The sequence below is a fragment of the Pantoea sp. K16 genome (assembly GCF_048452805.1).
GTDB lineage: Bacteria > Pseudomonadota > Gammaproteobacteria > Enterobacterales > Enterobacteriaceae > Pantoea > Pantoea agglomerans.
In genome coordinates this window covers 1-15,555 of the sequence record NZ_JBLWNV010000012.1, presented here as the reverse complement: position 1 = coordinate 15,555, position 15,555 = coordinate 1, and the positions used below count along the sequence as shown (strand labels likewise).

At 51.4% G+C, this 15,555-nt stretch carries 23 protein-coding genes; 17 read left to right on the top strand and 6 right to left on the bottom strand.

Annotated features, from left to right (window positions below; translation table 11 throughout):
- The first annotated feature begins 1 nt into the window (after nt 1).
- From rplO to ACK13D_RS16025, 11 genes are all read left to right on the top strand, one after another.
- Nucleotides 2-436 carry a 50S ribosomal protein L15 gene (gene rplO, locus ACK13D_RS16075; protein ID WP_003850168.1) on the top strand — a complete coding sequence of 145 codons (435 nt, stop codon included), beginning with the start codon at nt 2-4 and terminating at the stop codon, nt 434-436.
- A gap of 7 nt (nt 437-443) precedes the next feature.
- Nucleotides 444-1,775 carry a preprotein translocase subunit SecY gene (secY, locus tag ACK13D_RS16070; protein WP_003850175.1) on the top strand — a complete coding sequence of 444 codons (1,332 nt, stop codon included), beginning with the start codon at nt 444-446 and terminating at the stop codon, nt 1,773-1,775.
- A gap of 32 nt (nt 1,776-1,807) precedes the next feature.
- Complete coding sequence (gene rpmJ / locus ACK13D_RS16065; RefSeq protein WP_010252805.1) at nt 1,808-1,924, top strand: 50S ribosomal protein L36; 117 nt, start codon at nt 1,808-1,810, stop codon at nt 1,922-1,924.
- Nucleotides 1,925-2,070: 146 nt separating this feature from the next.
- The gene (gene rpsM / locus ACK13D_RS16060) at nt 2,071-2,427 is read left to right on the top strand and encodes a 30S ribosomal protein S13 (protein ID WP_003850176.1); all 357 of its coding nucleotides are present in this window, start codon (nt 2,071-2,073) and stop codon (nt 2,425-2,427) included.
- Nucleotides 2,428-2,443: 16 nt separating this feature from the next.
- Nucleotides 2,444-2,833: a 30S ribosomal protein S11 gene (gene rpsK, locus ACK13D_RS16055; protein WP_004160563.1), complete on the top strand. Its 390-nt coding sequence runs from the start codon at nt 2,444-2,446 to the stop codon at nt 2,831-2,833.
- Between the two features lie 33 nt (nt 2,834-2,866).
- Nucleotides 2,867-3,487 (top strand): 30S ribosomal protein S4, encoded by a 621-nt coding sequence (rpsD, locus tag ACK13D_RS16050; RefSeq protein ID WP_008927131.1) that lies wholly within the window; start codon nt 2,867-2,869, stop codon nt 3,485-3,487.
- A 25-nt stretch (nt 3,488-3,512) separates the two neighbouring features.
- The gene (locus tag ACK13D_RS16045; protein WP_003850179.1) at nt 3,513-4,502 is read left to right on the top strand and encodes a DNA-directed RNA polymerase subunit alpha; all 990 of its coding nucleotides are present in this window, start codon (nt 3,513-3,515) and stop codon (nt 4,500-4,502) included.
- Nucleotides 4,503-4,542: 40 nt separating this feature from the next.
- Entirely contained in the window at nt 4,543-4,929 is a 387-nt protein-coding gene (gene rplQ, locus ACK13D_RS16040) for a 50S ribosomal protein L17 (RefSeq protein ID WP_003850180.1), read from the top strand.
- Between the two features lie 96 nt (nt 4,930-5,025).
- On the top strand, nt 5,026-5,397 hold the full coding sequence (locus ACK13D_RS16035; protein WP_010252768.1) for a DnaJ family domain-containing protein: 372 nt from the start codon (nt 5,026-5,028) through the stop codon (nt 5,395-5,397).
- Nucleotides 5,398-5,814: a Zn(2+)-responsive transcriptional regulator gene (zntR, locus tag ACK13D_RS16030; protein WP_010252765.1), complete on the top strand. Its 417-nt coding sequence runs from the start codon at nt 5,398-5,400 to the stop codon at nt 5,812-5,814.
- A gap of 59 nt (nt 5,815-5,873) precedes the next feature.
- The gene (locus tag ACK13D_RS16025; RefSeq protein ID WP_010252762.1) at nt 5,874-6,107 is read left to right on the top strand and encodes an alternative ribosome-rescue factor A; all 234 of its coding nucleotides are present in this window, start codon (nt 5,874-5,876) and stop codon (nt 6,105-6,107) included.
- On the opposite strand, the gene mscL is transcribed toward ACK13D_RS16025, so the two are convergent.
- The 5 genes from mscL to def all read right to left on the bottom strand — a co-directional run bounded on the left by mscL (nt 6,108) and on the right by def (nt 10,866).
- Nucleotides 6,108-6,518: a large-conductance mechanosensitive channel protein MscL gene (mscL, locus tag ACK13D_RS16020; protein WP_022625142.1), complete on the bottom strand. Its 411-nt coding sequence runs from the start codon at nt 6,516-6,518 to the stop codon at nt 6,108-6,110.
- A gap of 124 nt (nt 6,519-6,642) precedes the next feature.
- On the bottom strand, nt 6,643-8,019 hold the full coding sequence (trkA, locus tag ACK13D_RS16015; RefSeq protein ID WP_010252756.1) for a Trk system potassium transporter TrkA: 1,377 nt from the start codon (nt 8,017-8,019) through the stop codon (nt 6,643-6,645).
- Between the two features lie 18 nt (nt 8,020-8,037).
- Entirely contained in the window at nt 8,038-9,339 is a 1,302-nt protein-coding gene (gene rsmB, locus ACK13D_RS16010) for a 16S rRNA (cytosine(967)-C(5))-methyltransferase RsmB (protein ID WP_033768376.1), read from the bottom strand.
- A gap of 49 nt (nt 9,340-9,388) precedes the next feature.
- Nucleotides 9,389-10,333 (bottom strand): methionyl-tRNA formyltransferase, encoded by a 945-nt coding sequence (fmt, locus tag ACK13D_RS16005; protein WP_031593733.1) that lies wholly within the window; start codon nt 10,331-10,333, stop codon nt 9,389-9,391.
- 20 nt (nt 10,334-10,353) lie between these two features.
- A complete protein-coding gene (def, locus tag ACK13D_RS16000; RefSeq protein WP_010252747.1) occupies nt 10,354-10,866 on the bottom strand; it encodes a peptide deformylase in 513 nt (170 codons plus the stop codon).
- A 115-nt stretch (nt 10,867-10,981) separates the two neighbouring features.
- On the opposite strand from def, the gene dprA reads away from it, so the two are divergent.
- Genes dprA through ACK13D_RS15970 form a run of 6 tightly spaced genes read left to right on the top strand, consistent with a single transcriptional unit; the run spans nt 10,982 to nt 14,776 of the window.
- Nucleotides 10,982-12,106, top strand: coding sequence for a DNA-protecting protein DprA (gene dprA, locus ACK13D_RS15995; protein WP_264353468.1), 1,125 nt, complete (start codon nt 10,982-10,984; stop codon nt 12,104-12,106).
- Nucleotides 12,078-12,551: a DUF494 family protein Smg gene (gene smg, locus ACK13D_RS15990; RefSeq protein ID WP_010252741.1), complete on the top strand. Its 474-nt coding sequence runs from the start codon at nt 12,078-12,080 to the stop codon at nt 12,549-12,551. The genes dprA and smg overlap by 29 nt, the downstream gene beginning before the upstream one ends.
- Before the next feature lie 24 nt (nt 12,552-12,575).
- Nucleotides 12,576-13,124, top strand: coding sequence for a DNA topoisomerase family protein (locus ACK13D_RS15985; RefSeq protein ID WP_010252738.1), 549 nt, complete (start codon nt 12,576-12,578; stop codon nt 13,122-13,124).
- 3 nt (nt 13,125-13,127) lie between these two features.
- On the top strand, nt 13,128-13,700 hold the full coding sequence (tsaC, locus tag ACK13D_RS15980) for an L-threonylcarbamoyladenylate synthase type 1 TsaC (RefSeq protein ID WP_010252735.1): 573 nt from the start codon (nt 13,128-13,130) through the stop codon (nt 13,698-13,700).
- 3 nt (nt 13,701-13,703) lie between these two features.
- Nucleotides 13,704-14,522, top strand: coding sequence for a shikimate dehydrogenase (gene aroE, locus ACK13D_RS15975; protein ID WP_307594703.1), 819 nt, complete (start codon nt 13,704-13,706; stop codon nt 14,520-14,522).
- Nucleotides 14,519-14,776, top strand: a complete 258-nt coding sequence (locus ACK13D_RS15970; protein ID WP_010252729.1) for a DUF1488 family protein — start codon at nt 14,519-14,521, stop codon at nt 14,774-14,776. Before aroE ends, ACK13D_RS15970 begins: the two co-directional genes overlap by 4 nt.
- Here the strand turns inward: ACK13D_RS15970 and ACK13D_RS15965 are convergent.
- Entirely contained in the window at nt 14,743-15,297 is a 555-nt protein-coding gene (locus tag ACK13D_RS15965) for a gamma carbonic anhydrase family protein (RefSeq protein ID WP_010671596.1), read from the bottom strand. The genes ACK13D_RS15970 and ACK13D_RS15965 overlap by 34 nt on opposite strands.
- Nucleotides 15,298-15,555: the final 258 nt, after the last annotated feature.

Genomic DNA, 15,555 nt, shown 5'->3' with positions numbered 1-15,555 from the left:
GATGCGTTTAAATACTCTGTCTCCGGCCGAAGGGTCTAAGCACGCTACCAAGCGTCTGGGTCGTGGTATCGGTTCTGGCCTCGGAAAAACCGGTGGTCGTGGTCACAAAGGTCAGAACTCACGTTCTGGCGGTGGCGTACGTCGCGGTTTCGAAGGTGGTCAGATGCCTCTGTACCGTCGTCTGCCGAAGTTCGGTTTCACCTCTCGCAAAGCAATGATCACCACAGAGATTCGTCTGTCTGATCTGGCGAAAGTTGAAGGCGGTATCGTCGACCTGAACGCGCTGAAAGCAGCCAACATTGTCGGTGTTCAGATTGAATTCGTTAAAGTAATTCTGTCTGGTGAAGTTTCTACACCGGTAACGGTTCGCGGTCTGCGTGTCACCAAAGGTGCACGTGCTGCAATCGAAGCTGCTGGCGGTAAAATCGAGGAATAAGTAGCAGATGGCTAAACAACCGGGATTAGATTTTCAAAGTGCCAAGGGTGGCTTTGGTGAGCTGAAACGCAGACTGCTGTTTGTAATCGGCGCACTCATTGTCTTCCGTATTGGCTCTTTTATTCCAATCCCTGGTATTGATGCCACTGTACTTGCCAAACTGCTTGAGCAACAGCGTGGCACCATCATTGAAATGTTTAACATGTTCTCTGGTGGTGCTCTGAGCCGTGCTTCTATTTTCGCACTGGGCATCATGCCGTATATTTCGGCATCGATTATCATCCAGTTATTAACGGTGGTTCATCCAGCGTTAGCGGAAATTAAGAAAGAAGGGGAGGCTGGCCGTCGTAAGATTAGCCAGTACACCCGATACGGTACGTTGGTATTGGCCATATTTCAGTCGATCGGTATTGCTACCGGTCTGCCGAATATGCCAGGGATGCAAGGCCTGGTAATGAATCCAGGCTTTGCTTTCTACTTTACCGCTGTTGTGAGTCTGGTCTCAGGAACGATGTTCCTGATGTGGCTGGGCGAACAGATTACTGAGCGTGGTATCGGTAACGGTATTTCGATCATTATCTTCGCAGGTATCGTTGCGGGTCTCCCGCCGGCCATTGGCCATACCATCGAGCAAGCGCGGCAAGGCGACCTGCACTTCCTTCTGTTGCTGTTGGTTGCAGTACTCGTATTCGCAGTGACCTTCTTTGTTATCTTTGTTGAACGTGGTCAACGCCGCATTGTGGTGAACTACGCAAAACGTCAGCAAGGTCGTCGCGTTTACGCTGCACAGAGCACACATTTACCGTTGAAAGTGAACATGGCAGGCGTCATTCCAGCCATCTTTGCTTCCAGCATTATTCTGTTCCCGGCAACGATTGCATCGTGGTTTGGGGGCGGTACCGGTTGGAACTGGCTGACAACAATTTCGCTGTATTTGCAGCCAGGACAGCCGCTTTATGTGCTACTCTATGCGACTGCAATCATCTTCTTCTGTTTCTTCTATACGGCGTTGGTTTTCAACCCACGTGAAACAGCAGATAACCTGAAGAAGTCTGGTGCATTCGTACCGGGAATTCGTCCGGGAGAGCAAACGGCGAAGTATATTGATAAAGTAATGACGCGATTGACCTTAATCGGCGCTCTCTACATTACGTTTATCTGCCTTATCCCGGAGTTCATGCGTGATGCGATGAAGGTTCCCTTCTACTTTGGCGGTACTTCACTGCTTATCGTAGTTGTCGTCATCATGGACTTTATGGCTCAAGTGCAAACTCTGATGATGTCAAGTCAGTACGAGTCGGCACTGAAGAAAGCTAACCTGAAAGGCTACGGCCGTTAATTCAGTTGGTTGAGAAGTTACGGAGAGTAAAAATGAAAGTTCGTGCTTCCGTCAAGAGATTATGTCGTAACTGCAAAATCATTCGTCGCGACGGTGTCGTCCGTGTGATCTGCAGCGCCGAGCCAAAGCATAAACAGCGCCAAGGCTGATTTTGTCACATATTTTTCTTGCAAAGTCGGGTTGAGCTGGCTAGATTAGCCAGCCAATCTTTTGTATGTCAGTGCGTTTCCATTTGAGTATCCTGAAAACGGGCTTTTCAGCATGGGACGTGCTTGTTTAATTATAGGAGTGCATAGTGGCCCGTATAGCAGGCATTAACATTCCTGATCAAAAACATACCGTTATCGCATTAACTTCGATCTTCGGTATCGGTAAAACTCGTTCTAAAGCCATCTGCGCTTCAACGGGTATTGCTGAAAATGTTAAGATCAGTGAGCTGTCTGAAGAACAAATTGATCAGCTGCGTGATGCAGTTGCGAAATTCGTTGTAGAAGGTGATCTGCGCCGTGAAATCACCCTGAGCATCAAGCGTCTTATGGACCTTGGTTGCTACCGTGGTTTGCGCCATCGTCGTGGTCTTCCGGTTCGCGGTCAGCGTACTAAGACCAACGCACGTACCCGTAAGGGTCCGCGTAAACCGATCAAGAAATAATCGGGGTGAGTAAATAATGGCAAAGGCACCAGTTCGTGCACGTAAGCGTGTAAGAAAACAAGTCTCAGATGGCGTGGCTCATGTCCATGCTTCTTTTAACAACACCATCGTTACCATTACTGATCGTCAGGGTAACGCACTGGGTTGGGCAACCGCCGGTGGTTCCGGTTTCCGCGGTTCACGTAAATCCACTCCGTTTGCTGCTCAGGTCGCTGCAGAGCGCTGTGCAGAAGCGGTAAAAGATTACGGAATTAAGAACCTGGAAGTTATGGTAAAGGGTCCGGGTCCAGGTCGCGAATCTACGATTCGTGCTTTGAACGCCGCTGGTTTCCGCATCACTAATATTACTGATGTGACTCCGATCCCTCATAACGGTTGTCGTCCGCCGAAAAAACGTCGCGTATAACGCCCGTTTTTTTAGGATAGTTGGAGAAAGAAAATGGCAAGATATTTGGGTCCTAAGCTCAAGCTGAGCCGTCGTGAGGGCACTGACTTATTCCTTAAGTCTGGCGTTCGCGCGATTGATTCCAAGTGTAAGATTGAACAAGCCCCTGGTCAGCATGGTGCGCGTAAACCGCGTCTGTCTGATTACGGCGGTCAGTTACGTGAAAAGCAAAAAGTTCGTCGTATCTACGGCGTGCTGGAGCGTCAGTTCCGTAACTATTATAAAGAAGCAGCTCGTCTGAAAGGCAACACCGGTGAAAACCTGTTGGCTCTGCTGGAAGGTCGTCTGGACAACGTAGTTTATCGTATGGGCTTTGGTGCCACTCGTGCAGAAGCACGTCAGCTGGTCAGCCATAAGTCTGTTCTGGTAAATGGCCGCGTTGTTAACATCGCTTCTTATCAGGTATCTCCGAATGATGTCGTTAGCATCCGTGAGAAAGCCAAAAAGCAATCTCGCGTGAAGGCCGCTCTGGAGCTGGCTGAGCAGCGTGAAAAGCCAACCTGGCTGGAAGTTGATGCGACTAAGATGGAAGGTGTGTTCAAGCGTATTCCTGAACGTACTGATCTGTCTGCGGACATTAACGAACACCTGATCGTCGAGCTTTACTCCAAGTAAGGCTTAGTACCAAAGAGAGGACACAATGCAGGGTTCTGTGACAGAGTTTCTAAAACCGCGCCTGGTAGATATCGAGCAAGTGAGTTCGACGCACGCCAAGGTGACCCTTGAGCCTTTAGAGCGTGGCTTTGGCCATACTCTTGGTAACGCACTGCGCCGTATTCTGCTTTCATCCATGCCGGGTTGCGCGGTGACCGAGGTTGAAATTGATGGTGTACTTCATGAGTACAGCACCAAAGAGGGAGTACAGGAAGATATCCTGGAAATCCTGCTCAACCTGAAAGGGCTGGCGGTAAGAGTTCAGGGGAAAGATGAAGTTATTCTGACCTTGAATAAATCTGGCATTGGCCCTGTGACTGCAGCCGACATTACCCATGATGGTGATGTCGAAATCGTCAAGCCTCAGCATGTCATTTGCCATCTGACCGATGAGAACGCTGCTATCAGCATGCGTATCAAAGTTCAGCGTGGTCGTGGCTATGTGCCGGCTTCTGCCCGAATTCATTCGGAAGAAGATGAGCGCCCAATCGGCCGCCTGTTAGTTGACGCTTGCTACAGCCCTGTAGACCGTATCGCCTACAATGTTGAAGCAGCGCGTGTAGAGCAGCGCACCGACCTGGACAAGCTGGTCATCGAAATGGAAACCAACGGCACAATCGATCCTGAAGAGGCGATTCGTCGTGCGGCAACCATTCTGGCAGAACAACTTGAAGCTTTCGTTGACTTACGTGATGTACGTCAGCCGGAAGTTAAAGAAGAGAAACCAGAATTCGATCCGATCCTGCTGCGCCCTGTTGACGATCTGGAATTGACTGTCCGCTCTGCTAACTGCCTTAAGGCAGAAGCTATCCACTACATCGGTGATCTGGTACAGCGTACCGAGGTTGAGCTGCTTAAAACGCCTAACCTTGGTAAAAAATCTCTTACCGAGATTAAAGATGTGCTGGCTTCGCGTGGTCTTTCTCTGGGCATGCGCCTCGAGAACTGGCCGCCAGCAAGCATTGCTGATGAATAATCAGATCACAGGTTAAGGTTTCACTGAGAAGGATAAGGTCATGCGCCATCGTAAGAGTGGTCGTCAACTGAACCGCAACAGCAGCCATCGTCAGGCTATGTTCCGCAACATGGCCGGTTCTCTGGTTCGTCATGAGATCATCAAAACGACTCTGCCGAAAGCCAAAGAACTGCGTCGCGTAGTTGAGCCGCTGATTACTCTTGCCAAGACCGACAGCGTAGCTAATCGTCGTCTGGCATTCGCCCGTACTCGTGATAACGAGATCGTGGCAAAACTGTTTAATGAGCTGGGCCCGCGTTTCGCGAGCCGTGCCGGTGGTTACACTCGTATTCTGAAGTGTGGCTTCCGTGCTGGTGACAACGCTCCGATGGCTTACATCGAGCTGGTTGATCGTCCAGAAGCTCAAGCAGAAGCAGCCGCAGAGTAATCTGTAGCAACGTAAAAAACCCGCTTCGGCGGGTTTTTTATTGCCTGAAATTTACTACCTTAGAGCTTACTCTTTTCATGTTCAAAGGAGCTAACTATGTGGCTGGTTGATGAACTTGCTGAACAGCACATCAAAGCGGCGCTGGAAAAAGGCGAGCTGAGTAATCTTCCCGGCTCTGGTAAGCCGCTGCAGCTGGATGATGACAGTCATGTTCCGCCTGAGTTAAGAGCGGGCTACCGTTTACTGAAAAATGCGGGCTTTCTGCCGCCGGAGCTTGAGCTCAGACGTGAAGCCATGGAAGTTAACGATCTTATTCGCAACCTCGATCCTGCGGATCAAAATTATCAGGATCATTGCCATCGGCTTCAGGTGCTGGAGCTAAGATTACGCCAGGCGGGTATCAGTACCGATTTTCTCCATGGCAGTTATTCCACTGCTATTCAGCATCGTTTCCGCGAGGAGGAGTAAATGTTTCGCATCGGTCAGTTAGCTAAGCTTGCGGAGGTGACGCCAGACACTATCCGTTTTTATGAAAAGCAGCAGATGATGGATCATGATGGTCGGACGGAAGGTGGTTTTCGCCTTTACAGCGAGGGCGATCTTCAGCGTCTGAAATTTATTCGTTATGGTCGTAAACTGGGTTTCAGTCTGGAAGCGATCAGAGAGCTACTTTCGATCCGGGTTGATCCTGCGCACCACACCTGTCAGGAATCAAAAGCGATCGTTGAAAAACGGCTGAGCGAAGTTGCTCAGATGATCGCAGAATTAGAAACGATGCAGCGTTCTCTGCGACACCTTTCCGATGCCTGTTGTGGTGACAGTCACAGTAGCATTTCGTGCTCAATTCTTGAGGCGCTGGAGCGGGGAGAGGCTTCGAGCAAATAAGCATATTGTTATTTTGCTGCAAAGGAATAGAGTATCAGACCATCTCAACAGGAGGCGTCATGAGTAAATATCAGCACACCAAAGGGCAAATCCGCGATAACGCGATTCAGGCTCTGTTACACGACCCGCTATTTCGGCAACGCATCGAGCAGAAGCAAAAGGGTAAAGGTAGTTTTAAGCGGAAAGAGAAACATGGCAAGGGGACTGGATGGGAGGGCAGTGATAAGAAAGCGTCTTATCACTGCCCTTCTGCTTTTACGGTTAAAAAAACCGCCTGTGCGGCGGCTTATTAACTAGACCCGGGTATTCTGCTGTTTCAGCAGATCGCGGATTTCAGTCAGCAGAACTTCTTCGTTTGACGGTTTAGCCACTGGCTTCTCTACTTCCTTTTTCTTGTACAGACGATTCATTAACTTGATCGCCATAAAGATTGCGAAAGCGATGATGACGAAATCGAAGATGGTCTGAAGGAAGATACCGTACTGCATTACAACGGCTGGAGCATCACCAACTGCAGGCTTAAGTACCCAGGCGAATGATTTAAAATCGACACCACCAATCAGTAAGCCTAAAGGCGGCATAATGATGTTGGCGACTAACGATGAAACAATTTTACCGAATGCAGCACCGATGATGACACCGACGGCTAAATCCATCACATTGCCGCGCATTGCGAAATCGCGAAACTCTTTGATTAAACTCATACTTATCTCCTTGCCCAAGCCAATGCCATAAAGTCTAACAAACCCTACTGGTTTTGCCATCAACACAGCGAATTAAGCGGCAGTTTTGCATTCCTTGTGTTCTGTTCGCCTATAAACGCGGCATTTACAGGAAAAATGGACTCGGCTGGAAGAGACGTTCCACATCTGATACAAACTTCTTGTCGGTCAGGAACATGATGACATGATCACCTTGTTCAATTCGCAGGTTATCATTGGCAATCATCACATCGTCTCCACGAACCACTGCGCCAATAATGGTGCCTGGCGGTAGTTTGATATCATCAATGGAGCGGCCGACCACGCGTGAAGTTGATTCGTCTCCGTGCGCTATCGCTTCGATCGCTTCTGCAATACCGCGTCGTAGCGATGAAACGCCCACGATATCCGCTTTGCGCACATGACCCAGCAGGGCAGAAATCGTGGCCTGCTGAGGTGAAATAGCGATATCGATAACGCTGCCTTGTACCAGATCGACGTAGGCGCGGCGCTGAATCAGCACCATAACCTTCTTCGCCCCCATCTTTTTTGCCAGCATGGCTGACATAATATTGGCTTCATCATCATTGGTGACGGCGATAAAGAGATCAACCTGATCAACATGTTCTTCAGCGAGAAGTTCCTGATCTGACGCATCGCCATAAAAGACGACTGTGTCGTGAAGATGCTCTGCCAGTTCTGCTGCGCGCTGGGGGTTACGTTCAATCAGCTTCACGCTGTAATTTTTCTCAAGTTTTTGTGCCAGACCGAAACCGATATTACCGCCACCTACCAGCATAATCCGTTTATAAGGTTTCTCCAGCCGCTGCATTTCACTCATTACCGCACGAATGTTCTGACTGGCTGCAATGAAAAAGACTTCATCACCCGCTTCTACGATGGTTGAACCCTGCGGGCGAATGGGGCGATCCTGACGAAATATAGCGGCTACGCGGGTATCAATGTGTGGCATATGCTCACGCATGATCGACAGCGGATTTCCTACCAGTGGCCCGCCATAATAAGCTTTCACCACGGCGAGGCTGACTTTGCCTTCAGCAAAGTTGACGACCTGCAATGCGCCAGGGTACTGGATTAAACGATAGATATTGTCGATCACCAGCTGTTCAGGCGAGATCAGGTGATCGATAGGCACCGCTTCAGGAATAAATAACTTGTCCGCATCACGCAGATAGTCGGCTGCGCGAATACGGGCGATGCGATTCGGCGTATTGAAAAGCGAATAAGCAATCTGACAGGCAATCATGTTGGTTTCATCGGAGTTGGTTACGGCAACCAGCATGTCGGCATCTTCTGCACCCGCCTCACGTAAAATGCGTGGATGAGAACCATGACCCTGCACGACGCGAAGATCGAACTTATCCTGCAGGTGACGCAGGCGTGAAGAGTCGGTATCAACCACCGTGATATCGTTGTTTTCACCCACCAGATTTTCTGCCAGGGTTCCGCCAACCTGTCCTGCGCCCAGAATGATTATTTTCATCGCTTATCAATACTCATTTCAGTTTGTACCCGATTTTTTTATCAGCTTAGCGTAGAAGAAACCATCTCCGCCCTCGGCTTCCGGGAATACCTGTAAGCCGTTCGCGGGCGCATCTCCGAGGGGCTCAGCCTGCGCATCATGCTGGCGCTGCAGGAAAGCATCTATCTGCTGATGATTCTCTTCAGGCAGGATGGAGCAGGTGGCATAAATCAGTGTACCGCCAGGTTTCAGGTGCGGCCAGATAGCATCAAGAATTTCACCCTGAAGCTTTGCCAGCTCGGCGATATCCCGATCGCGACGCAGCCACTTAATATCGGGATGGCGTCGGATCACACCGGTAGCAGAGCAGGGCGCATCCAGCAGAATACGGTCAAACTGACGATCGCCGCACCACTGTTGCGGCGTTCGTCCATCACCCTGTTTCACGTCTGCTTTCATACCCAGTCGCTGCAGATTCTCATTTACGCGTTTAAGACGCTGCGCATCCACGTCGACGGCCATAACTTCGGCCTGAGGCGCGATTTCAAGGATATGGGTCGTTTTACCGCCGGGCGCAGCGCATAAATCCAGAATCTGTTCGCCGTTTTGGGGCTCAAGCAGCAAGGCACAGCGCTGAGCAGATAAATCCTGCACGGTAACCCAACCCTGATCAAAGCCTGGTAGCTGGCTGACCGGGGCAGGGGCGTCAAGCCGCAGCGCATCCGGCACATCGACAGCAGGCTGTGCATTCCTGCCGCTTTCGGCCAGCATAGCCAGCCACGTGTCACGATCGTGGTGCTGGCGATTAACCCGCAGCCACATCGGCGGACGCAGATTATTTGCTTCGACAATCTGTTGCCATTGTTCCGGCCAGGCGTGCTGTAAACGCTTTAGCAGCCATCCCGGATGCAGATAGCGTTGCGGGCCATCCTGAACAGTGGCGAGCAGCTCTTCCCGCTGACGCTGAAACTGGCGTAATACGCCATTTAATAAGCCTTTCATACTGGTGCGCTTCAGTACTTCGGCGCCCGCGACGGTTTCTGCCAGTGCGGCATGGGCAGGCACACGGGTATATTCCAGCTGATAAAGCCCGACCATGATCAGATAGTGCAGAACCCGCTGTTTGCCGGTAAGTGGACGCTCCATCAGTTTGCCAATCAGCGCTTCCAGCTGCGGTAATGTGCGCAATACGCCAAAACAGATCTCCTGCACTAATGCGCTATCTTTGTCAGAGAGCTTTTTCTGGGCGGCTGGCAATGCCGTATTCAGGGATTCGCCCTTGTCGACCACACGCTCAATAAGTTGAGCCGAGAGGCTACGCAGGTTGATAGATTTAGTCATAGGGTTTTGTCATCAAACAAAAGGCCCGGTGAGGGACCGGGCCTGAGAGTCAGTCCAGAAGGGTTCCAGGTTCAAACCATTCCCGGCGCGAGTTGAGAAGATCCTGAGCCGACATCGGTTTTTTACCGGCGGGCTGCAACTGGAGCAGGTTCAGTACGCCCTGAGCCGTCGCCACCTGGATGCCATGCTTGTCAGCATGGATAATTTCACCAGGCGCACGATCGCTGTGGGGCAGAACGCTTGCCTGCCAGACTTTAACCGGCTGATCTTCAATGGTGAAAAAGCTCATCGGCCACGGGTTAAAAGCGCGAATACAACGCTCAAGCTGTTCTGCAGAGAGTGTCCAGTCAAGACGTGCCTCCTCTTTACTGAGTTTCTCAGCATAGTTGGCCAGCGTTTCATCCTGTTTTTCAGGTGAAGCCTGCTGAGTGGTCAGTAATGTCAGCGTATCCAGCAGCCCCTGTGGGCCAAGCTGTGCCAGCTTGTCATACAGCGTGGCACTGGTATCCTGGGCAGTAATCGGACAGGCCAGCTTATGCAGCATATCGCCGGTATCCAGTCCCACGTCCATCTGCATGATGGTCACGCCGGTTTCGCTGTCGCCAGCCCAGAGCGCACGTTGAATAGGCGCAGCTCCGCGCCAGCGTGGCAGCAGTGAGCCATGGACATTGATGCATCCCAGACGTGGCATATCAAGCACGGCCTTGGGCAGAATTAATCCGTAGGCTACAACCACCATCACATCGGCCTTGAGGTCAGCAACCAGTTGCTGATTTTCTTCAGGTCGCAGTGACTTAGGCTGATAAACCGGAATGTCATGTGCCATCGCCAGCGTTTTGACCGGGCCTGGCGTTAATTTGTTACCGCGACCAGCAGGACGGTCGGGTTGGGTGAATACGGCGATAACCTGATGTTCAGAAGCAAGCAGCGCGTCAAGATGACGCGCTGCAAAGTCAGGTGTGCCAGCAAAGATGATTTTTAGCGGGGCAGACACGTTTATCCCTTATTAAGATCTCAGGAAGCCTGCGCGTTCTGACGCGCCAGTTTCTCTAATTTATTTTTGATCCGTTGCCGCTTTAAAGGCGACAGATAATCGATAAACAGTTTGCCTTCCAGATGATCGATCTCATGCTGGATACAGATGGCCAGTAACTCGCTGGCTTCCAGTTCGAAACTTTTACCCTCGCGATCCAGTGCACGGACCTTTACCCGCTCGGCACGCGGAACAAATGCGCGCTGTTCCGGAATAGAGAGGCAACCCTCTTCAATGCCGGTTTCACCACTTTTTTCCAGCAGCTCAGGGTTAATCAGCACTAAACGCTCTTCACGACTTTCAGAGACGTCAATCACGATAATGCGCTGATGAATATCGACCTGCGTAGCCGCAAGACCGATACCTTCTTCGGCATACATCGTCTCGAACATATCATCAACGATACGCTGAATGTCTGCGTTAACTTCTTTAACGGGCGCAGCAACTTTGCGAAGACGCTCGTCAGGGAAATGTAATACCTGCAAAACTGACATAAATATCCAGATCTGTATTCGGTTAAGAAAAGATTACTACCTTATATTGTAGACTTTTCGAGGCCTGATTGACAGCATTCTGCGGCAGGAAGCAAGGGCGATCAGGGAGCTGAAGATGGACAAAATAGCGCAGTCTGTACGGCTGGCCGCCGTCACTGGAATGACAGGAAAACGCTGGGTTGATGTGGCGCAGCAAATAGGTGCCGGACAGGCAGACAGGGAGCAGCTTATCCGGCTTGGCTTAGATGAGAGCCAGTGCCAGCAATATGATGATTATAATGAAAAAAATCTTACAGAAGTCTATTCCTGGCTGGCTCAGAGCCCGGCTCATCATCTGGTGACTGCTCTGGACGCGGCCTATCCTGCCCGTCTTAAAGAAACCAACCGCTTTCCGCCGCTGCTCTATATTGATGGCGATCCTGCGCTTATCAGCACACCACAGTTAGCGGTGGTGGGCAGCCGAAACTGTTCACACTATGGCCGCTACTGGTGCGACTGGTTTACCCAGCACTTAAGCCTCAGCGGTCTGACCATTACCAGCGGACTGGCAAGGGGTATTGATGGTGTTGCGCATCAGGCAGCACTCAACGTGGGCGGTAAAACGGTGGCCGTGTTAGGTAGTGGATTGCAGCAGCTCTATCCCAGCAATCATGCCCATCTTGCCGCAGAGATCGTTGAACAGGGTGGGGCGGTGGTTTCTGAGTTTCCGCTGACGACCCTGCCGCATCCGCTTAATTTTCCGCGCCGTAATCGTATCATCAGCGGCCTGAGCCATGGGGTGCTGGTGGTAGAAGCCTCGCTGAAGAGTGGTTCCCTGGTAACGGCGCGGTATGGGCTGGAGCAAAATCGTAATGTCTATGCCTTACCTGGCGCGCTCGGTAACCCGTTAAGCGAAGGCGTAAACTGGCTGATTCAGCAGGGGGCGCTGCTGGTGGCCCATCCCCATAACATCGTGGAAGATCTGGCTAGTGCACTTAACTGGCTGCCGATGACACCGGCCGGTGAAATTTATTCTGAGGTGAGTGACGATGCTCCATTGCCATTTGCTGATGTGTTGGCTAACGTAGGTGATGATGTTACACCTGTTGACGTTGTCGCTGAACGTGCCGGCCAATCTGTGCCAGTTATCTCAGCTCAGTTGCTGGAACTGGAGTTAGCAGGATGGATCGCAGCTGTACCCGGCGGCTATGTCCGATTGAGGAGGGCATGCCATGTTCGACGTACTGATGTATTTGTTTGAGACATATATCCACAACGAAGCAGAAATGGGTGTTGATCAGGACAGATTGACAGACGACCTGACGGATGCCGGGTTCCATCGTGAAGATATTTACAGTGCGCTGAACTGGTTAGAAAGATTGGCTGACTATCAGGAAGGACTGGTTGCGCCAATTTTACTGACAAATGATCCGCTCTCCATGCGTATTTATACCGATGAAGAGAGCAAACGTTTAGATGCTGACAGCCGTGGTTTCCTTCTGTTCCTGGAGCAGATTCAGGTGCTGAACCTGGAAACGCGTGAAATGGTCATCGAACGCATTATGGCGCTGGATACCTCTGAGTTTGACCTGGAGGATCTCAAATGGGTGGTACTGATGGTGTTGTTCAACATTCCCGGATGTGAAAATGCCTATCAGCAGATGGAAGAACTGCTATTCGACGCCAATGAAGGTATGCTGCATTAAATTTCCTTTCATGCATTGATCGCTATGAGTAAAGCTGCACTCTTCACCGTGCGTAAACAGGATCCCTGCCCCGCTTGCGGGGCAGAACTGGTTATCCGCTCCGGTAAACACGGTCCTTTTCTGGGCTGCGCGAACTACCCGGCATGCGACTACATTCGACCCTTAAAGGGTCAGGCCGATGGTCATGTGGTCAAAGTGCTGGAAGGCCACGCCTGTCCCGAATGCGGTGCGGATAAAGTGTTGCGGCAGGGGCGATTTGGCATGTTCATTGGCTGTAGCCTCTATCCGGAATGCGGATACACCGAAACCATCGACAAACCGGATGAAACCTCGCTGGCCTGTCCACAGTGCCATGAAGGCCGGTTAGTTCAGCGGCGCTCCCGTTACGGCAAAACGTTTCACTCCTGCGACCGCTATCCAGCCTGCCAGTTTGTTGTGAATCTGACACCCGTTGCCGGAATCTGTCCTTATTGCCAGTATCCGCTATTAGTTGAAAAAAAGACGGCCCAAGGGATCAAACGCTTTTGCGCCAGTAAAAGTTGTGGCAAAGCCATTGCTGAAGAGAATTCATAGACCATGGAAAATCAACACCTCGCCGATTCACTTGAAACCTGCTTAGAGCAGCTGAATCGACAGGCGGTCATCGCCTATCCTACTGAAGCCGTATTTGGTCTGGGCTGTGACCCTGACAGTGAATCTGCCGTCATGGCTTTACTGGCGCTGAAACAGCGTCCGGTAGAAAAGGGGCTTATCCTGATTGCGGCTGATTACACCCAGCTGGAACCTTACATCTCCGCTCGGGAACTGTCTGTGATACAACGTGAGCGGATGTTTGCATGCTGGCCCGGCCCGGTGACCTTTGTCGTACCCGTTCCGCCACAAACGCCTCGCTGGCTTACCGGACAGTTTGATTCACTGGCCATTCGCGTCAGTGACCATCCTGATGTGCAGGCCCTTTGCCGCGCATTTGGTAAACCGCTGGTCTCAACCAGTGCAAATCTGTCAGGCCTGCCTCCCTGCCGAACGGCTGAAGAAGTGAAGCAGCAGTTTGGTGAGCAGTTCCCGGTTCTGTCGGGAAAAACGGGTGGGCGGCTCAATCCCTCTGAAATCCGCGATGTCATCAGCGGCGAACTTATACGTCAGGGCTAATTCATGGATCAATTCGCCGTTTTCGGTAATCCGATCAACCACAGTAAATCTCCGCTGATCCATCAGGCTTTCGCTGAACAGACGGGCATTGAACATCGCTATGGTCGGATTTGTGCCCCGATAGATGGTTTTCCTCAGGCGCTCTCTGCCTTTTTCGAACAGGGAGGCCGTGGCGCCAACGTGACGTTACCTTTTAAACAGCAGGCATGGGAATTTGCCGATCAGCTCAGCGAACGTGCAGCCCTGTCCGGCGCGGTAAACACGGTGAAAAAACTCAGCGATGGGCAGATCCTGGGTGACAACACGGATGGTATCGGGCTGTTAAGCGATCTTGAACGGCTGAAGATGATCAACGCTGGTGACAAGGTATTGCTGGTGGGGGCGGGTGGTGCTGCACGTGGGGTCATTCTGCCGCTTCTCTCAGCAGGCGTGACACTCACTGTTGTTAACCGTACCGCCGCGCGGGCGGAAGAGCTGGCTGGCCTGTTTGCAGCGAGCGGCACTATCCGCTCATGTGGTTTTGAGCAGCTGACAGATCAGCACTTTGATCTGATCATTAATGCGACATCAAGCGGTGTGAATGGCGAAACCCCTCCTTTACCTGCAGCAGTCATTCATGCTGATGTGCGCTGTTATGACATGTTTTATCAAATCGGGCTGACGCCTTTCCTTCGCTGGTGTCAGGCGCAGGGCACGGCTCATCTGGCAGATGGTTTGGGCATGCTGGTGGGGCAGGCTGCTCATGCCTTCTATCTGTGGCACGGTGTGATGCCGGAAATCGCGCCGGTGATTACCCAGCTTAAACAGGCCATGCAGCCATGAATCAGGCGATACAGTTTCCTGATGATGAAACCTATAATGCTGAACTGAACGCGGTCTGTTTCCCGGTGCTGGTCAACGGCATGCGGCTGACCTGTGCAATCAGCAGGAAGTCGCTGGCTTCACGTTTTGGTGAAGGGGAGGCGATGGCGCTGTTTCAGCACCATCGCTGGGATCTGGAAGATGAGGCTGAAGCGGCTATCCGTCAGGATAATATTGATGCTCAGGGCTGGATCTGGTTATCTCCCGCCAGGTAATCATCTTTCCAGGCGACATAATTATTAGCAGAATAGCGTAAACCTTCCTTCTCATTGTCATTCAGCGGCCTGATCTGCCTGACCGGACTACCCAGATAGAGATAGCCGCTCTCCAGTCTTTTACCTGGCGGCACCAGACTTCCGGCACCAATCATCACCTCTTCTTCTACTATTACGCCATCAAGCAGAATCGATCCCATTCCGACCAGCACGCGATCGCCAATGGTACAGCCGTGCAACATCGCTTTATGCCCGACCGTGACATCCTCGCCAATAATAAGAGGGAAGCCTTGCGGGTTAGACGCTGATTTATGCGTAACGTGCAGAACGCTGCCGTCCTGTACATTAGTACGGGCACCAATGCGGACCTGATTCACATCACCCCTGATCGCAACCAGCGGCCAGATGCTCACGTCGTCCTCCATTATGACATCACCGACCACAACACTGCTTGGATCGACCATAACGCGCTGGCCGGTTTGCGGGAAAAGGTCTTTATATGGACGTAGGGCGGAAGTCATCATGTTCTCCTTTGTTCTGTTTTCAATGCAGCCTGATGCGATTTCAGGCAGCTGACAAGCCAATTCTGGCCTGGATCGCTGGCGATCTCATCAATCTGGATCATTTATAACCGTTCAGATAAAAGATCCAAAAAAAGGGTTGTGCTCTGAAACGGGATCCCTATAATGCGCCTCCATCGACACGGAACACCGGCAACGGGAAGCGGGTTGAGAGGCACAGGAGACTGCGCCGCCGGAGAAAAACTTCTGAGAAAGAGG